Source organism: Bradyrhizobium sp. CCBAU 53421, assembly GCF_015291625.1.
In the GTDB taxonomy this organism is placed as follows: domain Bacteria; phylum Pseudomonadota; class Alphaproteobacteria; order Rhizobiales; family Xanthobacteraceae; genus Bradyrhizobium.
The window spans coordinates 4682026-4701259 of record NZ_CP030047.1; the positions used below are offsets into that span (position 1 = coordinate 4682026).

Here is a 19234-nt window from a genome sequence, read left to right on the forward strand (position 1 = left end):
CAGGCAGCGGCCGCATTGGCTTCACGGTTGTGCGTTGTTCGGTCGGAGCTGCCTGAAACACCGCTTCGGTCTCAGTTGGAGCCTCTATCGCAATGTCGTTCTTGTCGGCAGTTTAGTGTGGCGCTGTCGGGCCGGGTGAGGAGAGCCATTCGCTCATCTGCGAGGCCGTGTCGGCCTGTCGCGCTTTTTTTCAGAGCGGCTTCGCGGACCGGTCCAGGCGGAAGCAGATCGGCCTGCGCACGCAGCCGCATCGCCTCGTCAGCGAGGCGCTCTTCCAGTGATTGCGTTTGCTTGAAACGACGCCGCGTCTTCATGGCGCTGCTCCTTGCTGATGTTGGGCGGGAGCGCCAGCCGGGCGATCTCATCACCGATGGGCGCCACGGGCAGTGCGGTGACGCACGGCAACGAAGCGAATGGGATTTGGTCGCTGTTGCCTAACTTAGGTTAATTCGGACACACGCCGGCAGGAACGAACCGTAATCCGGCGCGTCTGCTCTCAGCTTCCGGTCTTCGCCCCCAAGCCCACCGGGAGTAGCGATCCCCGGCGCCGCGAAACCTCCAGCGCCGGGGTCGCTGGTTGACGAGCGGGGCAGCCAAAACTGGAAGATTAGGCTGGCTTCTCGCGGACTTTGGGCGCATCATCAATCATCGCCGACCGGTCCTTGGCGTTTATCGGCGACAGAGAGACCAATCGCGCTCCCGCCCGGAGACAAAGGGAGTGCAGCATGATCGAACAGCCTCACCTTGATTCATATTCATTTCCGGCGCGCGTTTGCCTCGCCATTGCGATCTTTAGCGCAGCGCTATTGGTCGCAGCGGTGCTGACCAACGCTCTCATCGATTAAAGGCGCTCACGATTGCCGTCGCGGGCGTTCGTTTCGCGCCCGTCGTCATCGGATTGATCCTCGGGCCGATCGCGGAAAGCCAGCTGCGCCGGGCGCTCGCGATCAGTCTCGGCGATCCCATGGTGCTGCTGCAAAGCCCGATGTCGGCTACGCTGCTCGGCGTCGCGCTGATCGCGCTGCTGGCTCCGTTCGTGCTCAAGGGGCTGGGACGGTTCAAGGCGAATGAGGACCAGGTAAGTTGCTTCAACGTTGCCTCGTCAGCAAGAGGTCGGAAGCGTCTTGCAGGTGAATGGCGGGATGCAGGGTTCCGAGCAGGCCAACAATGACGATGATGCCCAGTCCGAGTGTTGTCTCGATCGCACTGTTACGGATCAGGTGACGAAGGGCGACAGACGATTGTTCGCCTCCGGTGGCGGCGAACTGCGGCGTCAAGCGAAAGCGGTTGATCGCCGCGAAGACGAGCATCGCGGCGAAGATCGCAATCTTGAGCATCAGTAGGCGCCCATATTCCGTGGCGACGAGCCCATGCAGCGAGCCGACTAGAAAGGTGGCGTTGACAACGCCACTGAGCAGGATGGTTGCCACGCTGACAATGCCGAGCGTCGAAAACCGTTCGGTGGCATTGCGGACCAGCGACATGCTCTCACGGACCTTGCGAGTGGCCAGGAAGGTGATCAGCGACACCAGGCCACCGATCCAGGCTGCCGCAGCAACGGTGTGCAACGCGTCCGCTGCGAGGTGCAGATAGCCGGTCGGACCAACGGTTGAGGCGGCGTGGCCGGTCCAGGCAAGGCTGCCGGCAAGCCCGATCGCGGCAGCGAGCCCCAGCCACTGTGCGGCCACTGCGCGGTCTGCGATGAGGCAGGCCGCCAGGCAGATCGCAAGGCCTGCGCGGATGATCGTCATCTCACCAAACTGGGTTTCGTTGACGACGGTTGACAGGATGTCCGCGGTCAAGGCGTCGACGAGCGGCATTCCGCTCATCGACGCTGTCTGCAGCAGAAGCCAAATCGCGCCCGAGATCACCGCGAGCGCAAGGCTGGCCCAGATATGCCGCCGCGTCCGGCTCCGAAACGCAATCGTCGCCGCGGCGTGGTCGTGCAAGACCGGCATGGCGATCAGGCGGCCAAAAATAACGCTTCCGACCACTATCGCTGTTGCCGCGAAGTGCACGGCGCGCGTCGCGATCAACGGCGCTCCTGCTGCGGACCAGTCCATTGCGACCGAGCCCTACTGGCCGACCTGGAAGGTGAAGTTTCCCTCGGTCGTGTGGGTGTCGACGGAAAGCACGTGCCAATTGACGTGATAGGTCCCGGCACCGCCACCCTTCAGGGAGACCGACATCTGGTTGCCGTTCACCCGCGCCTTTCCGGAATCGAGCCGCTGCCCGGACGGACCGGTGACTGTTACTGAGCTGAATGCGGCTTCCAGCTTCTGGGTGAAGGTGAGCGTCACCTCGCGCGGCGGGCTCGCCACCTGGTTGCCGACGCGTGGCTCGGCATGATCGAGAAAGGCGTGGGCGCGTGCCTCATCGGCTGCAAGCGACAGCAAAAGCGCGATGATCAGGGATGAGCGTCGCATGATCAATTCCTCGCAAACGGGCTGGCGGGCTGGACCGGGCCGCCGAAGATCGGCCTGCCGATGCCCCGGGGATCGATATCGTCGAGATAGAGATGGAGTTGCCCAATCACGCCGACACGAGTGCCGCTCTGCCGATTGATCGGGATCAGCGCTTCGACGCCGAGCTGATAGGTGTTTCCGACCCACAGAACGCCCGGGTTGATGGTCCCGGTCGTCATCGTGCCGGACGTCAGCGTGTTCGCGACCGGGGTCTGCAGCGTCGCCTCCACGAGCGGGATCATGCGATTGACGCAATCCGGCAGGCCGAGATCGACGACCGCGGATTTCAGATAGGGCATGCTGTACTGGATCGAGGCGCCCCAATTCAGCACCTTGGGATGAAACTCGGTATCGGCGGTCAAGTCACCGGTATCGGGATCGACCCCGAAGGTCGTGGTGGATGACCTTCCGGGGATGGCGTAGCCAACCTGTCCAGTGACCGCGACGGGCCGCAGCCACGACAGGGTGTCGGGCAGATCGCCGAAGCCTTTGCCGAAGTAGAGGGTCGGCGTGTAGGTGTTGAACGGGTCGGCTCCGACGCTGTCGGCGCCGGTGCCGCCCCACTCGACGTTCAACCCGATCGACATCACGAACTCATGCTCGGGGTCCTTCAAGACGCGATACTTGAAGGTCGTCTCGACATTCTGGAAGCCATGGGCGCCGGTTCCGGTCGGTCCTCCAGGCGGATGGAGAAAGCTATACGTTGAGCCGATCGAGATCGCGAAGGCTTCGGTGATCCGCTTGGAAAACTCGCCGGAGAAGTCGCGCTGCCGAAACGACGGATCGTCGCCGGTGTGGAAGCTGGATACCGTCGGCAGCGAGAGTTCGTCATTCACGCCGGGATCATCGATGCCGAGCGTGGCCGGAAAGAAGCGGTTGCCGACGATTTCGTGGGCGGTACTGACAGAAAATGGAATGAGCGCGACGGCGAGGCCAGGTAAGGCTGCGCGCGCATGACGGATGAACATGGGAATCTCCGCAGGCGTTGATCTGTAAAAGTCTCAGCGGCCGGTGGCCGCACGGCTTTACGACAGAAACGGCGGAGCGCGCGCCTGAGCCTCGGAAGCGGCTCGCGGACCGAACAGACGCGGTGCAAAATCCTGCCAGGCGACCTCGCTCGTCACGCGATCGATCGCGATCGCGGCTGCTATCTTCGGGGCAGCGATCGGCGCGCCGGTCTGCAGCACGCTGCAGGCGGCGCAGCAGCCTTCGTGCGCGCGGTGGCCGGTCTTGTCGTCCTGGTCGGTCGCTTGTGCCGCGCCGCCGTGGCACATGACCGCGCCGGCAAGCGGATCCGAGGCCGCAAGGCTCGCCGCCCAGCAGGCGCCGACAGGTGCAAAGATCTGCACCAGCAGGGCAACCAGAACTAGCGGTAGAAATCTCTTCAGCCGTCGGCGCATCGGTTCACCTGCGGCAATCTACCGCAAGGGGAGGCCCCCGTCGAGCCAAGTGACCATGGAGGGAGGAGGGTCGACGATTTAATGGAGGGTGTTGTGCGTCGGCAACGGCGCGCATACGCGCTGTGGCGGGGCCGCATTCATTGCGGTCCATGCGCTTATCCTCAATGTCGCGCTGTCGCCGTAGTTCTGCTCCGCGATGCCTGCCTTGCCGAGGCCGGTCGCGCCAACATTTGCGTGATCCGGAAATATCCGAATCCCGATCCAGGTCTTCCCTTCAGCAACGCACACCTCGTTTACACGAGGCTCAATCAAGGCGGCTGAACGATGAAGATCATCTATCTTCTAGCGGCGCTGATGCTGGCGCCGTCTCTCGCGACCCAGGCCAATGCGCATGCGCGAACCGGCAAGGGCAGCGATCGCACGCATGTCGGCGCAGGACCGGCACTTGGCGGCGGACCGCAAGGCTACCGGATCGTCGGTCGTCAGATCGCCGCTCCGCCGTGGAGTGCCGCCTGCATGAACGACGTCGGCCCACGGCAATGCGACGAGCCGATGTGGGTCTATGGCAGCCCCGACTATGTCGCGCAGTTCAGGAGTGCATTCTGACCTCGGTCCGCGGCTAGGACAATTCGTCATATGGCTCGTCTGCAACACTGCCGCGCGATCGGTTGAATCTGCGGCCGCCGCGTTTTGACTCGCATCTACGCTGTGATACGCGTGAGGCGGGGTATGAGATGAGGCGGTTCGTTCTCAGGCAGCGTGTGGGTAGGGTGGCGGCATTTGCCGCAGCCTATGCGCTTGTCCTCAATCTCATCCTGTCGAGCCTCCTCGTCGCCAGCATATCGCCTGCGGCCGCGGCAGCCGGCCAGATCCTCTGCATCAACAGCACCGATGCCGGTGCGGCACACGATGATGCGGGCAAGAGCGGGCGGGGCGGTCCGGTCCACTGCCCGCTCTGCATCGGTCACCACGTCACCGGCGCGCTGCCGCCGCCGGCGTTCGCGCTCGGCGCACGGCTGCCGGTCGCGATCACGACGATCCGTTCGTTCGAGGCGCGGTTCGTCGCACGTTTCCGATCCTACGATCATCAATCCCGCGGACCTCCGGCTCTGACCTGACCGCCGGCGCTTCGGCGCCCTTCGTTCGTCAGTTCAAATCCGGAGTCCTGTCATGTCATCCGCATCAGCGCGGCTGCGAGCCTGTGCGCTCGCCGGCGCCGCCGCAGCATTCATCTCGCCAGCAAGCGCTCAATTCACATCGCAATCGACACTGCCGTCCGTCACGGTCGACGCGCCCCAGCCGCGGCGGGACGCATCGGTCCGTCCGCAGCGGCGCGCCGCGCGCAGCGCCCCGGCGCGTGCCGCCCGCGTTCCTGCCGCGCCCGTGCAAGCGGCGACGGGTGACGGCGGCGGCGCCCGTGCCGCGCTCGCCGTGCTGTCGGCGCAGCAGGCGCTCAAGGAAATCAACAACACCCCGGGCGGCGTCGCGCTGGTGCCGGCCGCGGCCTACCGCAACTCGACCGTGGCGAGCACGATCAAGGACATCCTCGATTATGTCCCCGGCGTGTTCGCGCAGCCGAAATGGGGCGACGATACGCGGCTGTCGATCCGCGGCTCCGGTCTGTCGCGCAATTTCCATCTACGCGGCATCCAGCTCTATATGGACGGCATTCCGATCAACACCTCGGACGGCTACGGCGATTTCCAGGAGGTCGACCCGACCGCCTACAAATATGTCGAGGTCTACAAGGGCGGCAACGCGCTGCAGTTCGGCGCCAATTCACTCGGCGGCGCGATCAATTTCGTCACCCCGACCGGACGCGATCCGAACCCGAATGGCGCATCGTTCGACTTCGGTGCCTTCAACACACGGCGGTTGCAGGTCAATGCCGGCGGCGCGAACGGGCCGTGGGACGGCTTCGTCACGGCGGCGACGCAAGCTTCCGACGGGTTCCGCGATCACAGCTTCGGCTCGAGCAACAAGCTCAGCGCCAATGTCGGCTACCAGATCTCGCCCGATGTCGAGACCAGATTTTACCTGAATGCCAACGAGGTGCGCCAGCGCATCCCGGGCAGCGTCGACCGGACCACGGCGCTGACGTCGCCGACCACGGCCGCCGCAGTCAATGTCGCCAATGACTGGCAGCGCAACATCGACACGGTGCGGATCGCCAACAAGACGACGATTCGGCTGGATGACACCCAGCTCGAATTCGGCGCGTTCGGCGTCGACCGGCATCTGATGCACCCGATCTTCCAGTGGCTCGACTATCGCTACAAGGATTATGGCGGCTTCGCGAAGCTGACCGACGACCGCATCATCGGCGGTTTCCGCAACCGCTTCGTCGCCGGCGTCAATATCCTCAACGGCACGATCGATGCCCAGCAATTCGTCAATATCGGCGGCTTCAAGGGTGCGCAGACATCGTCGTTGCGGCAGACGCCGGAGAACTATTCGGCGTTTGCGGAGAATTCGTTCTACTTCCTGCCCAACGTCGCCTTCGTCGCCGGCACGCAATATCTGTTCGCGGTGCGCGACCAGCACGTCAACTTCTCGACCAATGGCGACCTCAACGGCCGCAGCAGCTTCAGCCTGTGGAGCCCCAAGACCGGGCTGCTGTGGCAGGTCGATCCGAGCTGGCAGGTGTACGGCAATGTCTCGCGCAGCGCCGAGGTGCCGAGCTTCGGCGAGAGCGTCAGCCCGAACTTCCTCAATCCGACGCTGCCGAACATCCCGTTCTTTTCGATCAAGCCGCAGACTGCGACGACCTACGAGATCGGCACCCGCATGAAGCGGCCGGACTATGCCTGGGAAGTCACGCTGTATCGTTCCGAGATCGACAACGAGCTGCTGTGCCTCTACAGCGCGTTCGGCAATTGCAACGTCACCAACGCCAACAAGACAGTCCACCAGGGGATCGAGGCCGGGGCGGGCGCCGCGATCCTTCGCGACCTCTTCGTGGGTGGGCCGACGCCGGACAAGCTCTGGCTCAATATCGCCTACACGCTGAACGATTTCCGCTTCGACAACGATCCGGTGTTCGGCAATAACCAGCTGCCGGGGGCGCCGCGCCACTTCGTGCGCGCCGAGTTGCTCTACAAGCATCCGACCGGGCTTTATTTCGGCCCGAATCTCGAATGGGTGCCGCAGGCCTATTTCGTCGACAGCGCCAATACGCTGATGACGTCGGCCTATGCGATCTGGGGCCTCAAGGCCGGGTTCGACAATGGCGGTCCGCTGTCCGGCTACATCGAGGCGCGCAACATCGCCAACAAGGCCTATATCGCGAGCGCCAGCATCATCGACCGCGCCAATGCGGCATCGCCGCTGTTCGAACCCGGTACGGGCAGGGCGATCTATGCGGGGCTGCGCTATCGATGGTGAGCGGGATGCGAACCGGCCGTCGCCTGAAACCCTGTCATGCACTCGGCATGTAAAAGGCCCGCTCCGGGGCTCGCAATTCGGAGCGGGCCAGTCTGGGCGCGGCAAGTGATGCCGCGGCGAGAACCTAGCGCGACATGCTGACACCACCCTGACGGCGGTCAAAAAAGAGAGGTGGCTCTACGCCGCCGCTCTCTTGATGATCGTTTTGTGAACGGAATGTCTCGCGGCATGCTCACCATTTGTAGGCAAGGCTTGCCGTGATGCGCCGCCGATCGCCGTAGTAACACGAACTGATCGTCGCGCAGCTCGCGACGTAGATCTTGTCTGTGACGTTGACCACGTTGAGCGCCGCGCGCCAGTTGTTGTCCCATTCGTAGTGCAAGGCGAGGTCGCCGAGCACGACGCCCGGGACGCGCGCGGTGTTCGCGGTGTCGGCAAAGGACGAGCCGACATAGCGCACGCCGCCGCCGAAGCCGAAGCCGTTCAGCGGGCCCTCGCGGAAGGTGTAGTCGGTCCAGACCGAGGCGAGCTCGCGCGGCGCGTTGGTCGGCACGGTGCCGATCAGCGCGGGATTGAGGTCCTTGCTGACGAACAGCTCGTAATTGGTGTAGCTCGCCACCAGCTTGAAATCCCGCGTGATGTTCGCCACCGCCTCGAGCTCGACGCCGCGCGAGGTGACCTCGCCGTTCTGGGTCTGGAACAGCGTGTTGTTCGGATCCGTGGTCAGCGCGTTCTTGCGCTTGAGATCGAAATACGCGACGCCGAACCGCGCGTTGAGCCCGGCCGGCTCGTACTTGACGCCGACCTCGGTCTGCTCGGAGGTCTCCGGCAGTAGCAGCTGGCCGGCGGCATTGGTGCCGATCACCGGATTGTAGCCGGTCATGTAGGAGACGTAGGGCGCGACGCCAAAGTCGAAATTGTAGATCGCGCCGACGCGGCCGGAGAACTTGCTGTCGTCGCGGCCCTGGGAAGCACCGATCCGGTTGTTGTTGGTAAGATCGACCCAGTCCTGGCGTCCTGACAGCACGACCGTCAGGCGGTCGAGTTTGACCTGGTCCTGCAGATAGAGCCCGGCCATGCCCTGGGTGAGATAGGCGTTCTGATACAGCGGGCCGTTATACGGCAGGTTGTTGCCGTAGACCGGATTGAGCACGTTGAGATTCGTGCCCATGCCAAAGCCCTGACGGTCGTCGATGCCGTAATATTTAAGATCGACGCCGACCAGTGCCGTGTGCTGCAGCGCGCCGGTTGCGAAGCGGTACTCGAGCTGATTGTCGAGGTTCAGCTGGATGGCAATGCCGCGGGTGTAGAAATTGCCTCGGGTGATATCGGCGGCCGCCGGCGTCGTCGCGTAGCCGAGCCCGTAGAGGCCGGCGTAATAGACGTCGGCATGCGCCATGCGTGCGTTCTGGCGGAAGTCGACGTTGTCGGTCACGCTCTTCTGGAACTGGTAGCCGACCATCTCCTGGTCGCGGCGGAACTGATCGACGCCGGGATCGCCGGCGAACAGGCTGGTCGGAATCCGGCCGAACGGCGCGTTGGTGACGGTGCCGACATAGGGCAGGAAGTTCAGCGCCCTCGTGTTGCTGTGCGAGGCCATGCCGAACACCGTGAGGCTGGTGTCGGCATCGGGCCGCCAGGTCACCGACGGAGCGAAGAAAAAATTGTTGTCGTAGACATAGTCGGTCTGGGTGCCGCCGCCCTGCGCCTGGCCGACCAGGCGATATTGCACCTGGCCGCCGGCCGGCTGCGCCGTCGCGCCGCCGATGTCGAACTGGGTGTAGGCGTTGCCGAAATTGTTGACGCCGGTCTCGATGTAGCGAATGGGCTCCGCGGACGGCAGCTTGCTCACCGCATTGACGAGGCCGCCCGGCGCCGAGCCGCCATAAAGGATGCCGGACGGACCGCGCAGCACCTCGACGCGCTCGAGATTGAAGGGCTGCAGCTTCCAGCTTGCATAGGAGGTGTAGAACAGCTGCAGGCCGTCGAGGAACAGCGACTCGTTCTGCGCGGGGAAGCCGCGGATCATGAACCAGTCGTTGCGGAAATCGGCGCCATAGGTGCCGCCGATGACGCCCGGCGTGTAGCGCAGCACCTCGTCGAACTTGCTGACGATCTTCTGGTCGCGGATCTGCTCGGCGCTGATCACCGTCACCGATTGCGGCGTCTGGATGATCGGCGTGCTGGTCTTGGTGCCGCTCGCGCTCTGCCGCGCCAGATAGCCGGTGACCGGGCCGTTGGCGCGCTCGTGTCCGCCGGCGGCGTCCGCGGCCTGCTGTGCAGACTGCGGCTGCGCGCCCACCGGGGCGACGGTTGCGCGGCGCGAGGCGCTGCGTGCGCGTGTTGTCCGCTGCGACGGTTGCTGCGATCGCGCCACTTGCCGCTGCTGCGGCGCATCGACCGTCACGGAGGGCAATTGCGTCTGCGCGAACGCCTCGTCCGCGCCAGCAACCGAAAGCACCACCAGAGCCGAAGCAGCAAACCGCTGCGGCCGAATCCATCCGTCCGTCATTCAACGCCCCCGAAAGAGAAGATTTCTTCGGCGTCGTTATCACGATGATTTCGGGGAAGAGCGTGCACGCAGTTAGAAGCTATCGAAGCTGTGCGCTAAGCGCGCGGGTGTGACTGAGAGACAACGGAGTACGACGCGCAGTTGCACGCATCACGTGAGAGCTTTGAATCGATCCAGTGTCGAACGATTCAAAATTCGAACGACTCAAAATCATCTCGTGACTCGATGCATCGCGATCGCGCGTGATGATCGAGAGAGGCGCAAGGGGCGCAAATCTGTCTTGGGTCAGCGATCGCGTTAGGCATTGCTAAATAGGGCTGCTAGTGTCCGGATCATTGCGAGAGCGTCCTCCTTCAGGTTTGGCGATGACTTACAGATCGAACGATGAATTCTTCGCGGAGTTGAAGGGCCTCATCGACGCCTGGTGCGAGCGACGGTTGCTCTCGCCTTTGTCGCGCATCCTTGGTCCATTTCTCAGCTTCAACGGCATGACGGATGGATGGGGGGAGGTGTCGGCTGCCCTCAAGAGCACCCGGGCTCACGACCGAAATGAGTTAACCTCATCTGAACAAGCGAAGGTCGACGACCTTATTCAGGCGGCCACCGCCGTGATTCATCGAAAGTAGACAGCCCATAGTGGAGGGAGCCGGTTGCCGTGAAAGCGCCAGTCGTGGGCCCTCGCGGGCGGGCATTGCCGCTTCGCCGGCTGCGGCAGCCGTGGCCCGCGGAGAGCGCCCGGAACCATACCCGGGCGGGTCGACCCCCGCCGGCTGGCAATCCCCGCCATCCCCACCATATCTGGCATAATTGACCGCCGGGGACCGCAACCGCTTGGCCATTCTGGGGTGATGTGATAACCCTCTGAAACCAGCTTCGACCGCCACTCGTGACCGTCCGCATCCTGCCTAAGGGCTTGCGGCGGTGGAGATATTTCGCCGATGACCTCATCCTCCAAGACCGCTTCCGCGCCCGATTCCTTCTTCACGGCTGGTCTCGCCGAGGCCGATCCCGAGATCGCCGCCGCGATCAAGGGCGAACTCGGCCGGCAACGCCATGAGATCGAGCTGATCGCCTCCGAGAACATCGTGAGCCGCGCCGTGCTGGAGGCGCAGGGCTCGGTGATGACCAACAAATACGCGGAAGGTTATCCGGGCGCGCGCTACTACGGTGGTTGCGAATGGGTCGACGTCGCCGAGAACCTGGCGATCGAGCGCGCCAAGAAGCTGTTCGGCGCCGGCTTTGCCAACGTCCAGCCGAACTCCGGCAGCCAGATGAACCAGGCGGTGTTTCTGGCGCTGCTCCAGCCCGGCGACACCTTCATGGGTCTCGACCTTGCGGCCGGCGGCCATCTCACCCACGGCTCGCCGGTCAACATGTCCGGCAAGTGGTTCAAGGCCGCGCACTACACCGTGCGTCGCGAGGACCAGATCATCGACATGGATGAAGTCCAGAAGCAGGCCGAGCAGGTCAAGCCGAAGCTGATCATCGCCGGCGGCTCGGCCTATTCGCGCGCCTGGGACTTCAAGCGCTTCCGCGAGATCGCCGACTCGGTCGGCGCGTATCTCTTGGTCGACATGGCGCATTTCGCGGGCCTCGTTGCCGGCGGCGTGCATGCCTCGCCGGTGCCGCACGCCCACGTCACCACCACGACGACGCACAAGTCGCTGCGCGGTCCGCGCGGCGGCCTGATCCTCACCAATGACGAGACGCTGGCCAAGAAGCTCAACTCGGCGATCTTCCCCGGTTTGCAGGGCGGCCCGCTGATGCACGTCATCGCCGCCAAGGCGGTGGCGTTCGCCGAAGCGTTGCGCCCGGACTTCAAGGTCTACGCCAAGAACGTGGTCGAGAACGCCAAGGCGCTGGCCGAGACGCTGCGCAGCCACGGCCTCGACATCGTCTCCGGCGGCACCGACAACCATCTGATGCTGGTCGACCTCAGGCCGAAGGGCCTGAAGGGCAACATCTCCGAGAAGGCGCTGGTGCGTGCTGCGATCACCTGCAACAAGAACGGCATTCCGTTCGATCCCGAGAAGCCGTTCGTCACTTCGGGCCTGCGGCTCGGTACGCCGGCGGCGACCACCCGCGGCTTCGGCGTCGCCGAGTTCAAGCAGGTCGGCGGCATGATCGCGGAAGTCTTGAACGCGCTGGCACAGTCGCCGGACGGCAAGGCGCCGCTGGTCGAGGCCGCGATCAAGGAGCGCGTCAAGGCGCTCACCGATCGCTTCCCGATCTACCAGTAAAAAGGTCCTAGAGGTCCCGTCGGATGCGTTGTCCGAGCTGCAATTCTCTCGATACGCAGGTCAAGGATTCGCGTCCGACCGAAGACTCCGCCGTCATCCGCAGGCGGCGCGTCTGCATGGCCTGCAATTTCCGCTTCACGACCTTCGAGCGGGTGCAGCTGCGCGAGCTCACCGTGATCAAGCGCAACGGCCGCCGCGTGCCGTTCGACCGTGACAAGCTGGTGCGCTCGCTGCAGATCTCGTTGCGCAAGCGCCCGGTGGAATCCGAGCGGGTCGAGAAGATGGTGTCGACCATCGTCCGCGAGCTCGAAAGCGGCGGCGAGGCGGAGGTCTCCTCGGAGGCGATCGGCGAGATCGTGATGGAGCATCTGCGCCAGCTCGACGACGTCGCCTATGTCCGCTTCGCCTCGGTCTATCGCAATTTCCGCGAGGCCAAGGACTTTGAGGCCGTGCTCGACGAATTGACCGGCGAAGAGGACCCGCGGCTCGCGACGCTACGCAAATGATCTTCCGCATTCTGGAAGAGCAGCTCGGGCAGAAGGCCAAAGAGGCCAAGGAAGCAGCCAGGGAAGCGGCAAAGGCCGCCGATCTGCGCTTCATGCAGCTCGCGCTCGCGCTCGGCCGCCGCGGCCTCGGGCGTACCTGGCCCAATCCGGCGGTCGGCGCCGTCATCGTCAAGGATGGCGTGATTGTCGGCCGCGGCTGGACCCAGCCCGGCGGCCGCCCGCATGCCGAAGTCGAAGCGCTGAGGCGGGCAGGTGGTGCCGCGCGCGGCGCCACGCTCTACGTCACGCTCGAACCCTGCTCACATTTCGGCCGCTCGCCGCCTTGCGCGGATGCCGTCGTCGCGGCCGGGCTTGCCCGCGTGGTTTCGGCGATCGAGGATCCCAATCCGGACGTCGGCGGCAAGGGGCACGCCAAGCTGCGTGCCGCCGGGATCGCGGTTGACGTCGGGCTGTGTGCGGCGGAAGCCGCGCGCGACCATGCCGGACATTTTCGCCGTATCACGGACAAGCGCCCGCATGTCATCCTCAAGCTCGCGGTGTCCGCCGACGACAAGATCGCAGCCGGTGGCCATAAGCCCGTTGCAATCACTGGCGAAGCCGCGCGGACCCGCGTGCATCTGTTGCGCGCGCAGAGCGATGCAATCCTGGTCGGCATCGGCACGGTGAAGGCCGACGATCCCATGCTGACCTGCCGGCTGCCTGGCATGGCTGATCGTTCGCCGGTGCGGATCGTGCTCGATCGCGCGCTGCGGATCTCGGGCGACAGTCGCCTGGTGCATTCGGCGCGCGAGACGCCGCTCTGGGTCATGACATCGGACCTTGCCGAGGCGCCGGCTGCGATGAAGCTCGGTGCCGCCGGGGCAGAGGTGATCCGCGTTGCCGCCAGCGCGCAGCCGGGGCTCGATCTGCCGGCCGTGTTGCATGCGCTGGCGGAGAGGGGCGTCACGCGGCTGATGGTCGAGGGCGGCGCGCGCGTGGCAAATTCTTTCGTGGCGGCCGGCCTTGTCGATGAAATCTGGCTGTTGCGCGGACCCGAACCGATCGGCGCCGATGGCGTTCCCGCGCTGGACGCAATGCGGCTGGACGCAATCACGCAGTCGCCCGTCTTCCGCCTTCGTGCTAGCGAAACCCTCGATAACGACAGTCTCACCATCTACGAGCGTGCGTAATGTTTACCGGAATTGTCACCGATATCGGCGAGATCACCAGCCTGAAGCCAGTGGCGCAGGGGCAGCTGCACCGGATGCGGATCGCCTGCGACTACGACCAGGCCACGATCGCCGACGGCGCTTCGATCGCCTGCAACGGCGTCTGCCTCACGGTGGTCGGCTCCGGCACGGCTGACGGCAAGACCTGGTTCGACGTCGATGCCGCGGCCGAGACGCTCGGCATGACCACCGCCAAGCACTGGGCGCAGGGTGGCCGGCTCAACCTCGAGCGCGCGCTCAAGATCGGCGACGAGCTCGGCGGTCACATCGTGGCCGGCCATGCCGACGGGATCGCGACCATCGTCAGGCGCGACGACCTGCCCGACATGGCGCGCTTCGAGCTCAAAACCAGCCGCGAGCTGGCGCGTTTCATCGCGGCGAAGGGGTCGATCACGCTGGACGGCGTGTCGCTGACCGTGAATACGGTCGATGACGTCACGTTTTCGGTGCTGATCATCCCGCACACGCTTAGCGTCACGACCCTGAGCGGCTGGAAGGCCGGCAGCGTGGTCAATATCGAGGTCGATCTGATGGCCCGCTACGCCGCGCGGCTGTCGGAGATGAAATAGCCTCGGCCCCGGCATTGCGGCCGGGCTAGACCTCCTTATCTGCCTATTCACCGCCGGTGGCTTGGGGCCGGATGGCCTATGCATTGCGGGCGAAGCCGACCTGAAAAATCAGGCTGATCGTGGTGACATCCGGGCCAGTATTGCCCTTGGCTTTACCGCCTGCTGCGCCTAAAACGCAGCACAACTTCTCCCCAAGTTCCGATTGGTTATTGCAATGGCTGACGCGCGGCGCGCACCCCTGAAGGACCAGACCGACATCACAGGCGCTCGCGTTCTGATCGTCGAGGCCCGGTTTTATGACGACATCCAGGATGCGCTGCTGGAAGGCGCGCTCGCCGAGCTGAAGACGGCCGGCGCCAGCCACGATGTGATCACGGTGCCGGGCGCGCTGGAGATTCCGGCCGCGATCGCGATCGCGATCGATGCCGCTGAAGCGAACGGCAAGCCCTATGATGCGGCGATCGCGCTCGGCTGCGTGGTGCGCGGCGACACCATTCATTTCGAGATCGTCTCGCAGGAGTCTTCGCGCGGCCTCATGGATCTGGCCGTGAGCCGGAAATTCCCGCTCGGCAACGGCATCCTCACCGTCAACACCGAGGCGCAGGCCTGGGCGCGGGCGCGCGCCAGCGAGCTGAACAAGGGCGGCGACGCCGCGCGCGCGGCGATCGCGATGCTGCGGATCAAACGCCGTCTGGCAAAGGCCTGACCATGGCTGACAGCAAGAAGCCCGCGAAAGCCCCCGACAGGAAGGCCAACCGGCGCGGCGCGGCGCGTCTCGCTGCCGTGCAGGCGCTGTACCAGATGGACATTGGCGGCGCAGGCATCAACGACATCTTCGCCGAATTCGAGAGCCACTGGCTCGGCAACGAGGTCGAGGGCGAGAAGTACCTGCCGGCGGAAGCCGCGTTCTTCCGCGATGTCGTCTCCGGCGTGGTGCGCGACCAGGCCAAGCTCGATCCCTTGATCGACGAGGCACTGTCGAAGGGCTGGCCGCTGAAGCGGATCGACGCGATCCTGCGCGCGGTGCTGCGGGCAGGATCCTACGAGCTCGAGCATCGCAGGGATGTACCGGGCCGCGTGGTGGTTTCCGAATATGTCGACGTCGCACATGCCTTTGTCGAGAAGGACGAGACCGGTATGGTCAACGCGGTGCTCGACCAGATCGCACGCCAGTTCCGCGGCGACGAGTTTGTGCGGAGTTGAACCACACATCCCGCCGTCATCACCCGCGCATGCGGGTGATCCAGTACGCCGCGGCGGTTATTGGCAACAACAGCTGCTGCGGCGTACTGGATCGCCCGGTCAAGCCGGGCGATGACAGCTGAGGGGAAGGCGCGCGACATGACAGAGCGTCACGGCAATCCCTCCGGCGAAGACTCTCTGATCGCGCGTTATTTCAAGCCGCTTGCGACCGACCCCGGCGCGTTCGGGCTCGACGACGACGCTGCCGCGCTGAGGGCGGCCGGCGAGGACATCGTGGTCACCACGGATGCCATCGTCGAGGGCGTGCACTTCCTCCCCGACGATCCGCCCGGCACGCTGGCGCGCAAGGCGCTGCGGGTGAACCTGTCCGACATCGCTGCCAAGGGGGCGGTTCCGGCCGGCTTCGTGCTGACGCTGGCGCTGCGCCACGCCGAGGAGACATGGCTCAAGCCGTTTGCCGCGGCGCTCGGTGAGGACGCCAGTCATTACGGCTGCCCGTTGCTTGGCGGCGACACGGTCTCGACGCCGGGGCCGCTGATGATCTCGATCACCGCGTTCGGGCGACTGCCTCAGGGCAAGATGGTGCACCGCGCGGGAGCACAGGCCGGCGACCGCGTGTTCGTGACCGGTACGATCGGGGATGCCGCGCTCGGCCTCGATGTGCTCCGGGGCGGTCCAGTCGCGGCGGCGCTGGCGGGCGATGCCGCCGGTCGGGATTTTCTTGCCGCTCGCTACCGTGTTCCGCAACCGCGCAACGCACTTGCCAACGCCGTCCGCAGCTACGCGAGCGCGGCGATGGACGTGTCCGATGGTCTCGCCGGCGATCTGGCCAAGCTTTGTGCAGCAAGCGGTGTGACGGCCGTGATCAACGCGCCGAGCATCCCGTTGTCTCCCGTTGCCACGGGGCTGATCGCGCGCAAGGCGATCGGTATCGAAACCCTGATCGCCGGCGGCGATGACTATGAGCTCTTGTGCGCGGTCCCGGGCGATCGCGCGGACGCCTTTCTGCGAGAGGCACGGCAGGCCAAGGTCGCCGTGACCGCCATCGGCGGCCTCATTGCAGGTTCGTCACCGCCGAGCTTCCTCGACGGGCAGGGCAGGGAACTGGCACTGAAGCGGTTGTCCTACAGCCATTTCTAGAATTCCCCCGCCTGATGGCGCCGATTTTCCTTCTAAATAGCTGCCGATATCGGCGTTTTCGGCCGTAGGTGGCGTTGCACAGCGGTAACGATTTTGGCAAGGTCGCGCCCGATTTGGGGCAATCCGTTTTTGGGGAGGGTTGTCCTCGCAAAATAAGCGCCTGCCGCCCCCTAGCGGCACAAGAAGGCGCGGGGGTTACATCAAGGATCTGAGGCAACATTCAATGACAGCTCTATGGTTGATTGTGCTCTGCGGGGCGCTTTCCATCGTCTACGCGATCTGGGCGACCCAGTCGGTCCTGAACGCGGATGCGGGCAATGCCCGCATGCAGGAAATCGCGGCCGCGGTGCGCGAGGGCGCACAGGCCTATCTGCGGCGGCAGTACACGACGATCGGCATGGTTGGTATCGTGATCTTCGTGGTGCTGGCCTACTTCCTGGGCCTGCCGGTGGCGATCGGCTTTGCGATCGGCGCGATTCTGTCGGGGGCGGCCGGCTTCATCGGCATGAACGTCTCTGTCCGCGCCAACGTCCGCACCGCGCAGGCAGCGACCACCTCGCTTGCCGGCGGCCTCGAGCTCGCCTTCAAGGCGGGCGCGATCACCGGCATGCTGGTCGCCGGTCTCGCGCTGCTCGGCGTCACCATCTACTTCATGATCCTGGTCAAGTTCATGGGTCTGGAAGCGGGTAGCCGCACCGTGGTCGACGCTATGGTGGCGCTCGGCTTCGGCGCCTCGCTGATCTCGATCTTCGCCCGTCTCGGCGGCGGCATCTTCACCAAGGGTGCTGATGTCGGCGGCGACCTCGTCGGCAAGGTCGAGGCCGGTATCCCGGAGGACGATCCGCGCAACCCGGCCACCATCGCCGACAACGTCGGCGACAATGTCGGCGACTGCGCAGGCATGGCGGCGGACCTGTTCGAGACCTATGCGGTGACCGCGGTCGCCACCATGGTGCTCGCCGCGATCTTCTTCGCCAAGACCCCGATCCTGGTGAACATGATGACGCTGCCGCTCGCGATCGGCGGCATCTGCATCATCACCTCGATCATCGGCACCTTCTTCGTCAAGCTCGGTGCCAGCCAGTCGATCATGGGCGCCCTCTACAAGGGCCTGATCGCCACCGGCGTGCTGTCGCTGGTCGGCGTCGCGCTGGTCATCAACTGGCTGATCGGCTTCGGCAAGCTCGACGGCGTCGACTACACCGGCATGTCGCTGTTCTGGTGCGGCGTGGTTGGTCTGGTCGTCACCGGCCTGATCATCTGGATCACCGAGTACTACACCGGCACCGACTATCGCCCGGTGAAGTCGATCGCCTCCGCCTCGGTCACCGGTCACGGCACCAACGTGATCCAGGGCCTCGCGGTCTCGATGGAGGCGACCGCGCTGCCCGCGCTCGTGATCATCGCCGGCATCCTGGTCACCTACAGCCTGGCCGGCCTGTTCGGCATCGCGATCGCGACCGCCACCATGCTGGCGCTGGCCGGCATGATCGTGGCGCTCGACGCGTTCGGCCCGGTCACCGACAACGCGGGCGGCATCGCCGAGATGGCGGGCTTGCCCAAGGAGGTGCGCAAGTCCACCGACGCGCTCGACGCGGTCGGCAACACCACCAAGGCGGTGACCAAGGGCTACGCGATCGGCTCTGCCGGTCTCGGCGCGCTGGTGCTGTTTGCGGCCTATAATCAGGACCTCAAATTCTTCATCAGCGACTCTGGTGCCCACGCCTATTTCAAGGGCGTCAACCCGGACTTCTCCCTGAACAACCCATACGTCGTGGTTGGCCTGCTGTTCGGCGGCCTGCTGCCGTATCTGTTCGGCGCGATGGGCATGACTGCCGTCGGTCGCGCAGCAGGTGCGATCGTCGAGGAGGTGCGCCGTCAGTTCCGCGAGAAGCCCGGCATCATGCAGGGTACCGACAAGCCGGACTACGGCAAAGCGGTCGACCTGCTGACCCGGGCCGCGATCAAGGAGATGATCATCCCCTCGCTGCTTCCGGTGCTGTCGCCGATCGTCGTCTACTTTCTGATCTATGCGATCGCGGGCGGTGGCGCGGCCGGCAAGTCGGCCGCGTTCTCCGCGGTCGGCGCCATGCTGCTCGGCGTCATCGTCACCGGCCTGTTCGTCGCGATCTCGATGACCTCGGGCGGCGGCGCGTGGGACAACGCCAAGAAGTACATCGAGGACGGCCACTACGGCGGCAAGGGCTCTGACGCCCACAAGTCCGCGGTGACCGGCGACACTGTCGGCGATCCCTACAAGGATACGGCGGGCCCGGCGGTCAACCCGATGATCAAGATCACCAACATCGTGGCGCTGCTGCTGCTGGCGATTTTGGCGCACTGAACGGCGGACACAACTGAAACGAAGCCCCGCGGTGAAAGCCGCGGGGTTTTATTTTTGAACCAGACGCGAACAATACGGAGATCAATCGATGTCGCTCTCATCCGCCCGGAACTACGCGCTCCGCGCCTCGAAGTCGCAGGATCAGAAGGAGGCGATCGAGCTGCTGTCGCAGGCGATCATGGAACTGGCGATGTCGATCGAGGCAACCGACGCCAAGCTCAAGAAGATCAACAAGTCTTCGTAGTGCTCATCGCGATGGAGGC

At 64.8% G+C, this 19234-nt stretch carries 19 protein-coding genes and 1 pseudogene; 14 read left to right on the plus strand and 6 right to left on the minus strand.

The annotated features are described in order from the left end of the window. Nucleotides 1-71: 71 nt before the first annotated feature. Nucleotides 72-314 carry a hypothetical protein gene (locus XH92_RS22355; RefSeq protein WP_371817799.1) on the minus strand — a complete coding sequence of 81 codons (243 nt, stop codon included), beginning with the start codon at nt 312-314 and terminating at the stop codon, nt 72-74. 566 nt (nt 315-880) lie between these two features. Between XH92_RS22355 and XH92_RS22360 the strand changes: the two are divergent. Next, nucleotides 881-1075, plus strand: a pseudogene (locus tag XH92_RS22360) (tripartite tricarboxylate transporter permease); the annotation flags it as partial. 13 nt (nt 1076-1088) lie between these two features. Here the strand turns inward: XH92_RS22360 and copD are convergent. From copD to XH92_RS22380, 4 genes are read right to left on the minus strand one after another with little or no spacing between them, the layout of a single operon-like run. Continuing rightward, nucleotides 1089-2036: a copper homeostasis membrane protein CopD gene (gene copD, locus XH92_RS22365; RefSeq protein WP_246787573.1), complete on the minus strand. Its 948-nt coding sequence runs from the start codon at nt 2034-2036 to the stop codon at nt 1089-1091. A gap of 39 nt (nt 2037-2075) precedes the next feature. Beyond that, the gene (locus XH92_RS22370) at nt 2076-2426 is read right to left on the minus strand and encodes a copper resistance CopC family protein (protein ID WP_194454043.1); all 351 of its coding nucleotides are present in this window, start codon (nt 2424-2426) and stop codon (nt 2076-2078) included. A 2-nt stretch (nt 2427-2428) separates the two neighbouring features. Beyond that, nucleotides 2429-3433, minus strand: coding sequence for a hypothetical protein (locus XH92_RS22375; protein WP_194454044.1), 1005 nt, complete (start codon nt 3431-3433; stop codon nt 2429-2431). A 57-nt stretch (nt 3434-3490) separates the two neighbouring features. After that, complete coding sequence (locus XH92_RS22380) at nt 3491-3865, minus strand: DUF2946 family protein (RefSeq protein ID WP_194454045.1); 375 nt, start codon at nt 3863-3865, stop codon at nt 3491-3493. A 324-nt stretch (nt 3866-4189) separates the two neighbouring features. Between XH92_RS22380 and XH92_RS22385 the strand changes: the two genes are divergently transcribed. The 3 genes from XH92_RS22385 to XH92_RS22395 all read left to right on the plus strand — a co-directional run bounded on the left by XH92_RS22385 (nt 4190) and on the right by XH92_RS22395 (nt 7249). After that, the gene (locus XH92_RS22385; RefSeq protein WP_194454046.1) at nt 4190-4471 is read left to right on the plus strand and encodes a hypothetical protein; all 282 of its coding nucleotides are present in this window, start codon (nt 4190-4192) and stop codon (nt 4469-4471) included. 128 nt (nt 4472-4599) lie between these two features. Next, a complete protein-coding gene (locus tag XH92_RS22390; RefSeq protein WP_194454047.1) occupies nt 4600-4983 on the plus strand; it encodes a DUF2946 domain-containing protein in 384 nt (127 codons plus the stop codon). Nucleotides 4984-5035: 52 nt separating this feature from the next. Beyond that, nucleotides 5036-7249, plus strand: coding sequence for a TonB-dependent receptor (locus tag XH92_RS22395; protein ID WP_194454048.1), 2214 nt, complete (start codon nt 5036-5038; stop codon nt 7247-7249). 232 nt (nt 7250-7481) lie between these two features. Here the strand turns inward: XH92_RS22395 and XH92_RS22400 are convergent, their stop codons facing one another. Further along, nucleotides 7482-9761: a TonB-dependent siderophore receptor gene (locus XH92_RS22400; RefSeq protein WP_194454049.1), complete on the minus strand. Its 2280-nt coding sequence runs from the start codon at nt 9759-9761 to the stop codon at nt 7482-7484. A 365-nt stretch (nt 9762-10126) separates the two neighbouring features. Between XH92_RS22400 and XH92_RS22405 the strand changes: the two genes are divergently transcribed. From XH92_RS22405 to XH92_RS22450, 10 genes are all read left to right on the plus strand, one after another. Further along, a complete protein-coding gene (locus XH92_RS22405; RefSeq protein ID WP_194454050.1) occupies nt 10127-10387 on the plus strand; it encodes a hypothetical protein in 261 nt (86 codons plus the stop codon). 312 nt (nt 10388-10699) lie between these two features. Then, nucleotides 10700-12001 carry a serine hydroxymethyltransferase gene (gene glyA / locus XH92_RS22410; protein ID WP_194454051.1) on the plus strand — a complete coding sequence of 434 codons (1302 nt, stop codon included), beginning with the start codon at nt 10700-10702 and terminating at the stop codon, nt 11999-12001. A gap of 23 nt (nt 12002-12024) precedes the next feature. After that, a complete protein-coding gene (gene nrdR, locus XH92_RS22415) occupies nt 12025-12507 on the plus strand; it encodes a transcriptional regulator NrdR (protein ID WP_016844999.1) in 483 nt (160 codons plus the stop codon). Continuing rightward, entirely contained in the window at nt 12504-13676 is a 1173-nt protein-coding gene (ribD, locus tag XH92_RS22420; protein WP_194454052.1) for a bifunctional diaminohydroxyphosphoribosylaminopyrimidine deaminase/5-amino-6-(5-phosphoribosylamino)uracil reductase RibD, read from the plus strand. The genes nrdR and ribD overlap by 4 nt, the downstream gene beginning before the upstream one ends. Further along, nucleotides 13676-14284: a riboflavin synthase gene (locus tag XH92_RS22425; RefSeq protein WP_194454053.1), complete on the plus strand. Its 609-nt coding sequence runs from the start codon at nt 13676-13678 to the stop codon at nt 14282-14284. Before ribD ends, XH92_RS22425 begins: the two co-directional genes overlap by 1 nt. Before the next feature lie 214 nt (nt 14285-14498). Then, complete coding sequence (gene ribH / locus XH92_RS22430) at nt 14499-14990, plus strand: 6,7-dimethyl-8-ribityllumazine synthase (protein ID WP_194454054.1); 492 nt, start codon at nt 14499-14501, stop codon at nt 14988-14990. Between the two features lie 2 nt (nt 14991-14992). Beyond that, on the plus strand, nt 14993-15487 hold the full coding sequence (nusB, locus tag XH92_RS22435) for a transcription antitermination factor NusB (protein WP_194454055.1): 495 nt from the start codon (nt 14993-14995) through the stop codon (nt 15485-15487). A gap of 138 nt (nt 15488-15625) precedes the next feature. Then, nucleotides 15626-16627 (plus strand): thiamine-phosphate kinase, encoded by a 1002-nt coding sequence (gene thiL / locus XH92_RS22440; protein ID WP_194454056.1) that lies wholly within the window; start codon nt 15626-15628, stop codon nt 16625-16627. Between the two features lie 223 nt (nt 16628-16850). Next, nucleotides 16851-18971 (plus strand): sodium-translocating pyrophosphatase, encoded by a 2121-nt coding sequence (locus XH92_RS22445; RefSeq protein ID WP_194454057.1) that lies wholly within the window; start codon nt 16851-16853, stop codon nt 18969-18971. Nucleotides 18972-19059: 88 nt separating this feature from the next. Continuing rightward, the gene (locus tag XH92_RS22450) at nt 19060-19215 is read left to right on the plus strand and encodes a hypothetical protein (protein WP_194454058.1); all 156 of its coding nucleotides are present in this window, start codon (nt 19060-19062) and stop codon (nt 19213-19215) included. The last annotated feature ends 19 nt before the right edge of the window (nt 19216-19234 follow it).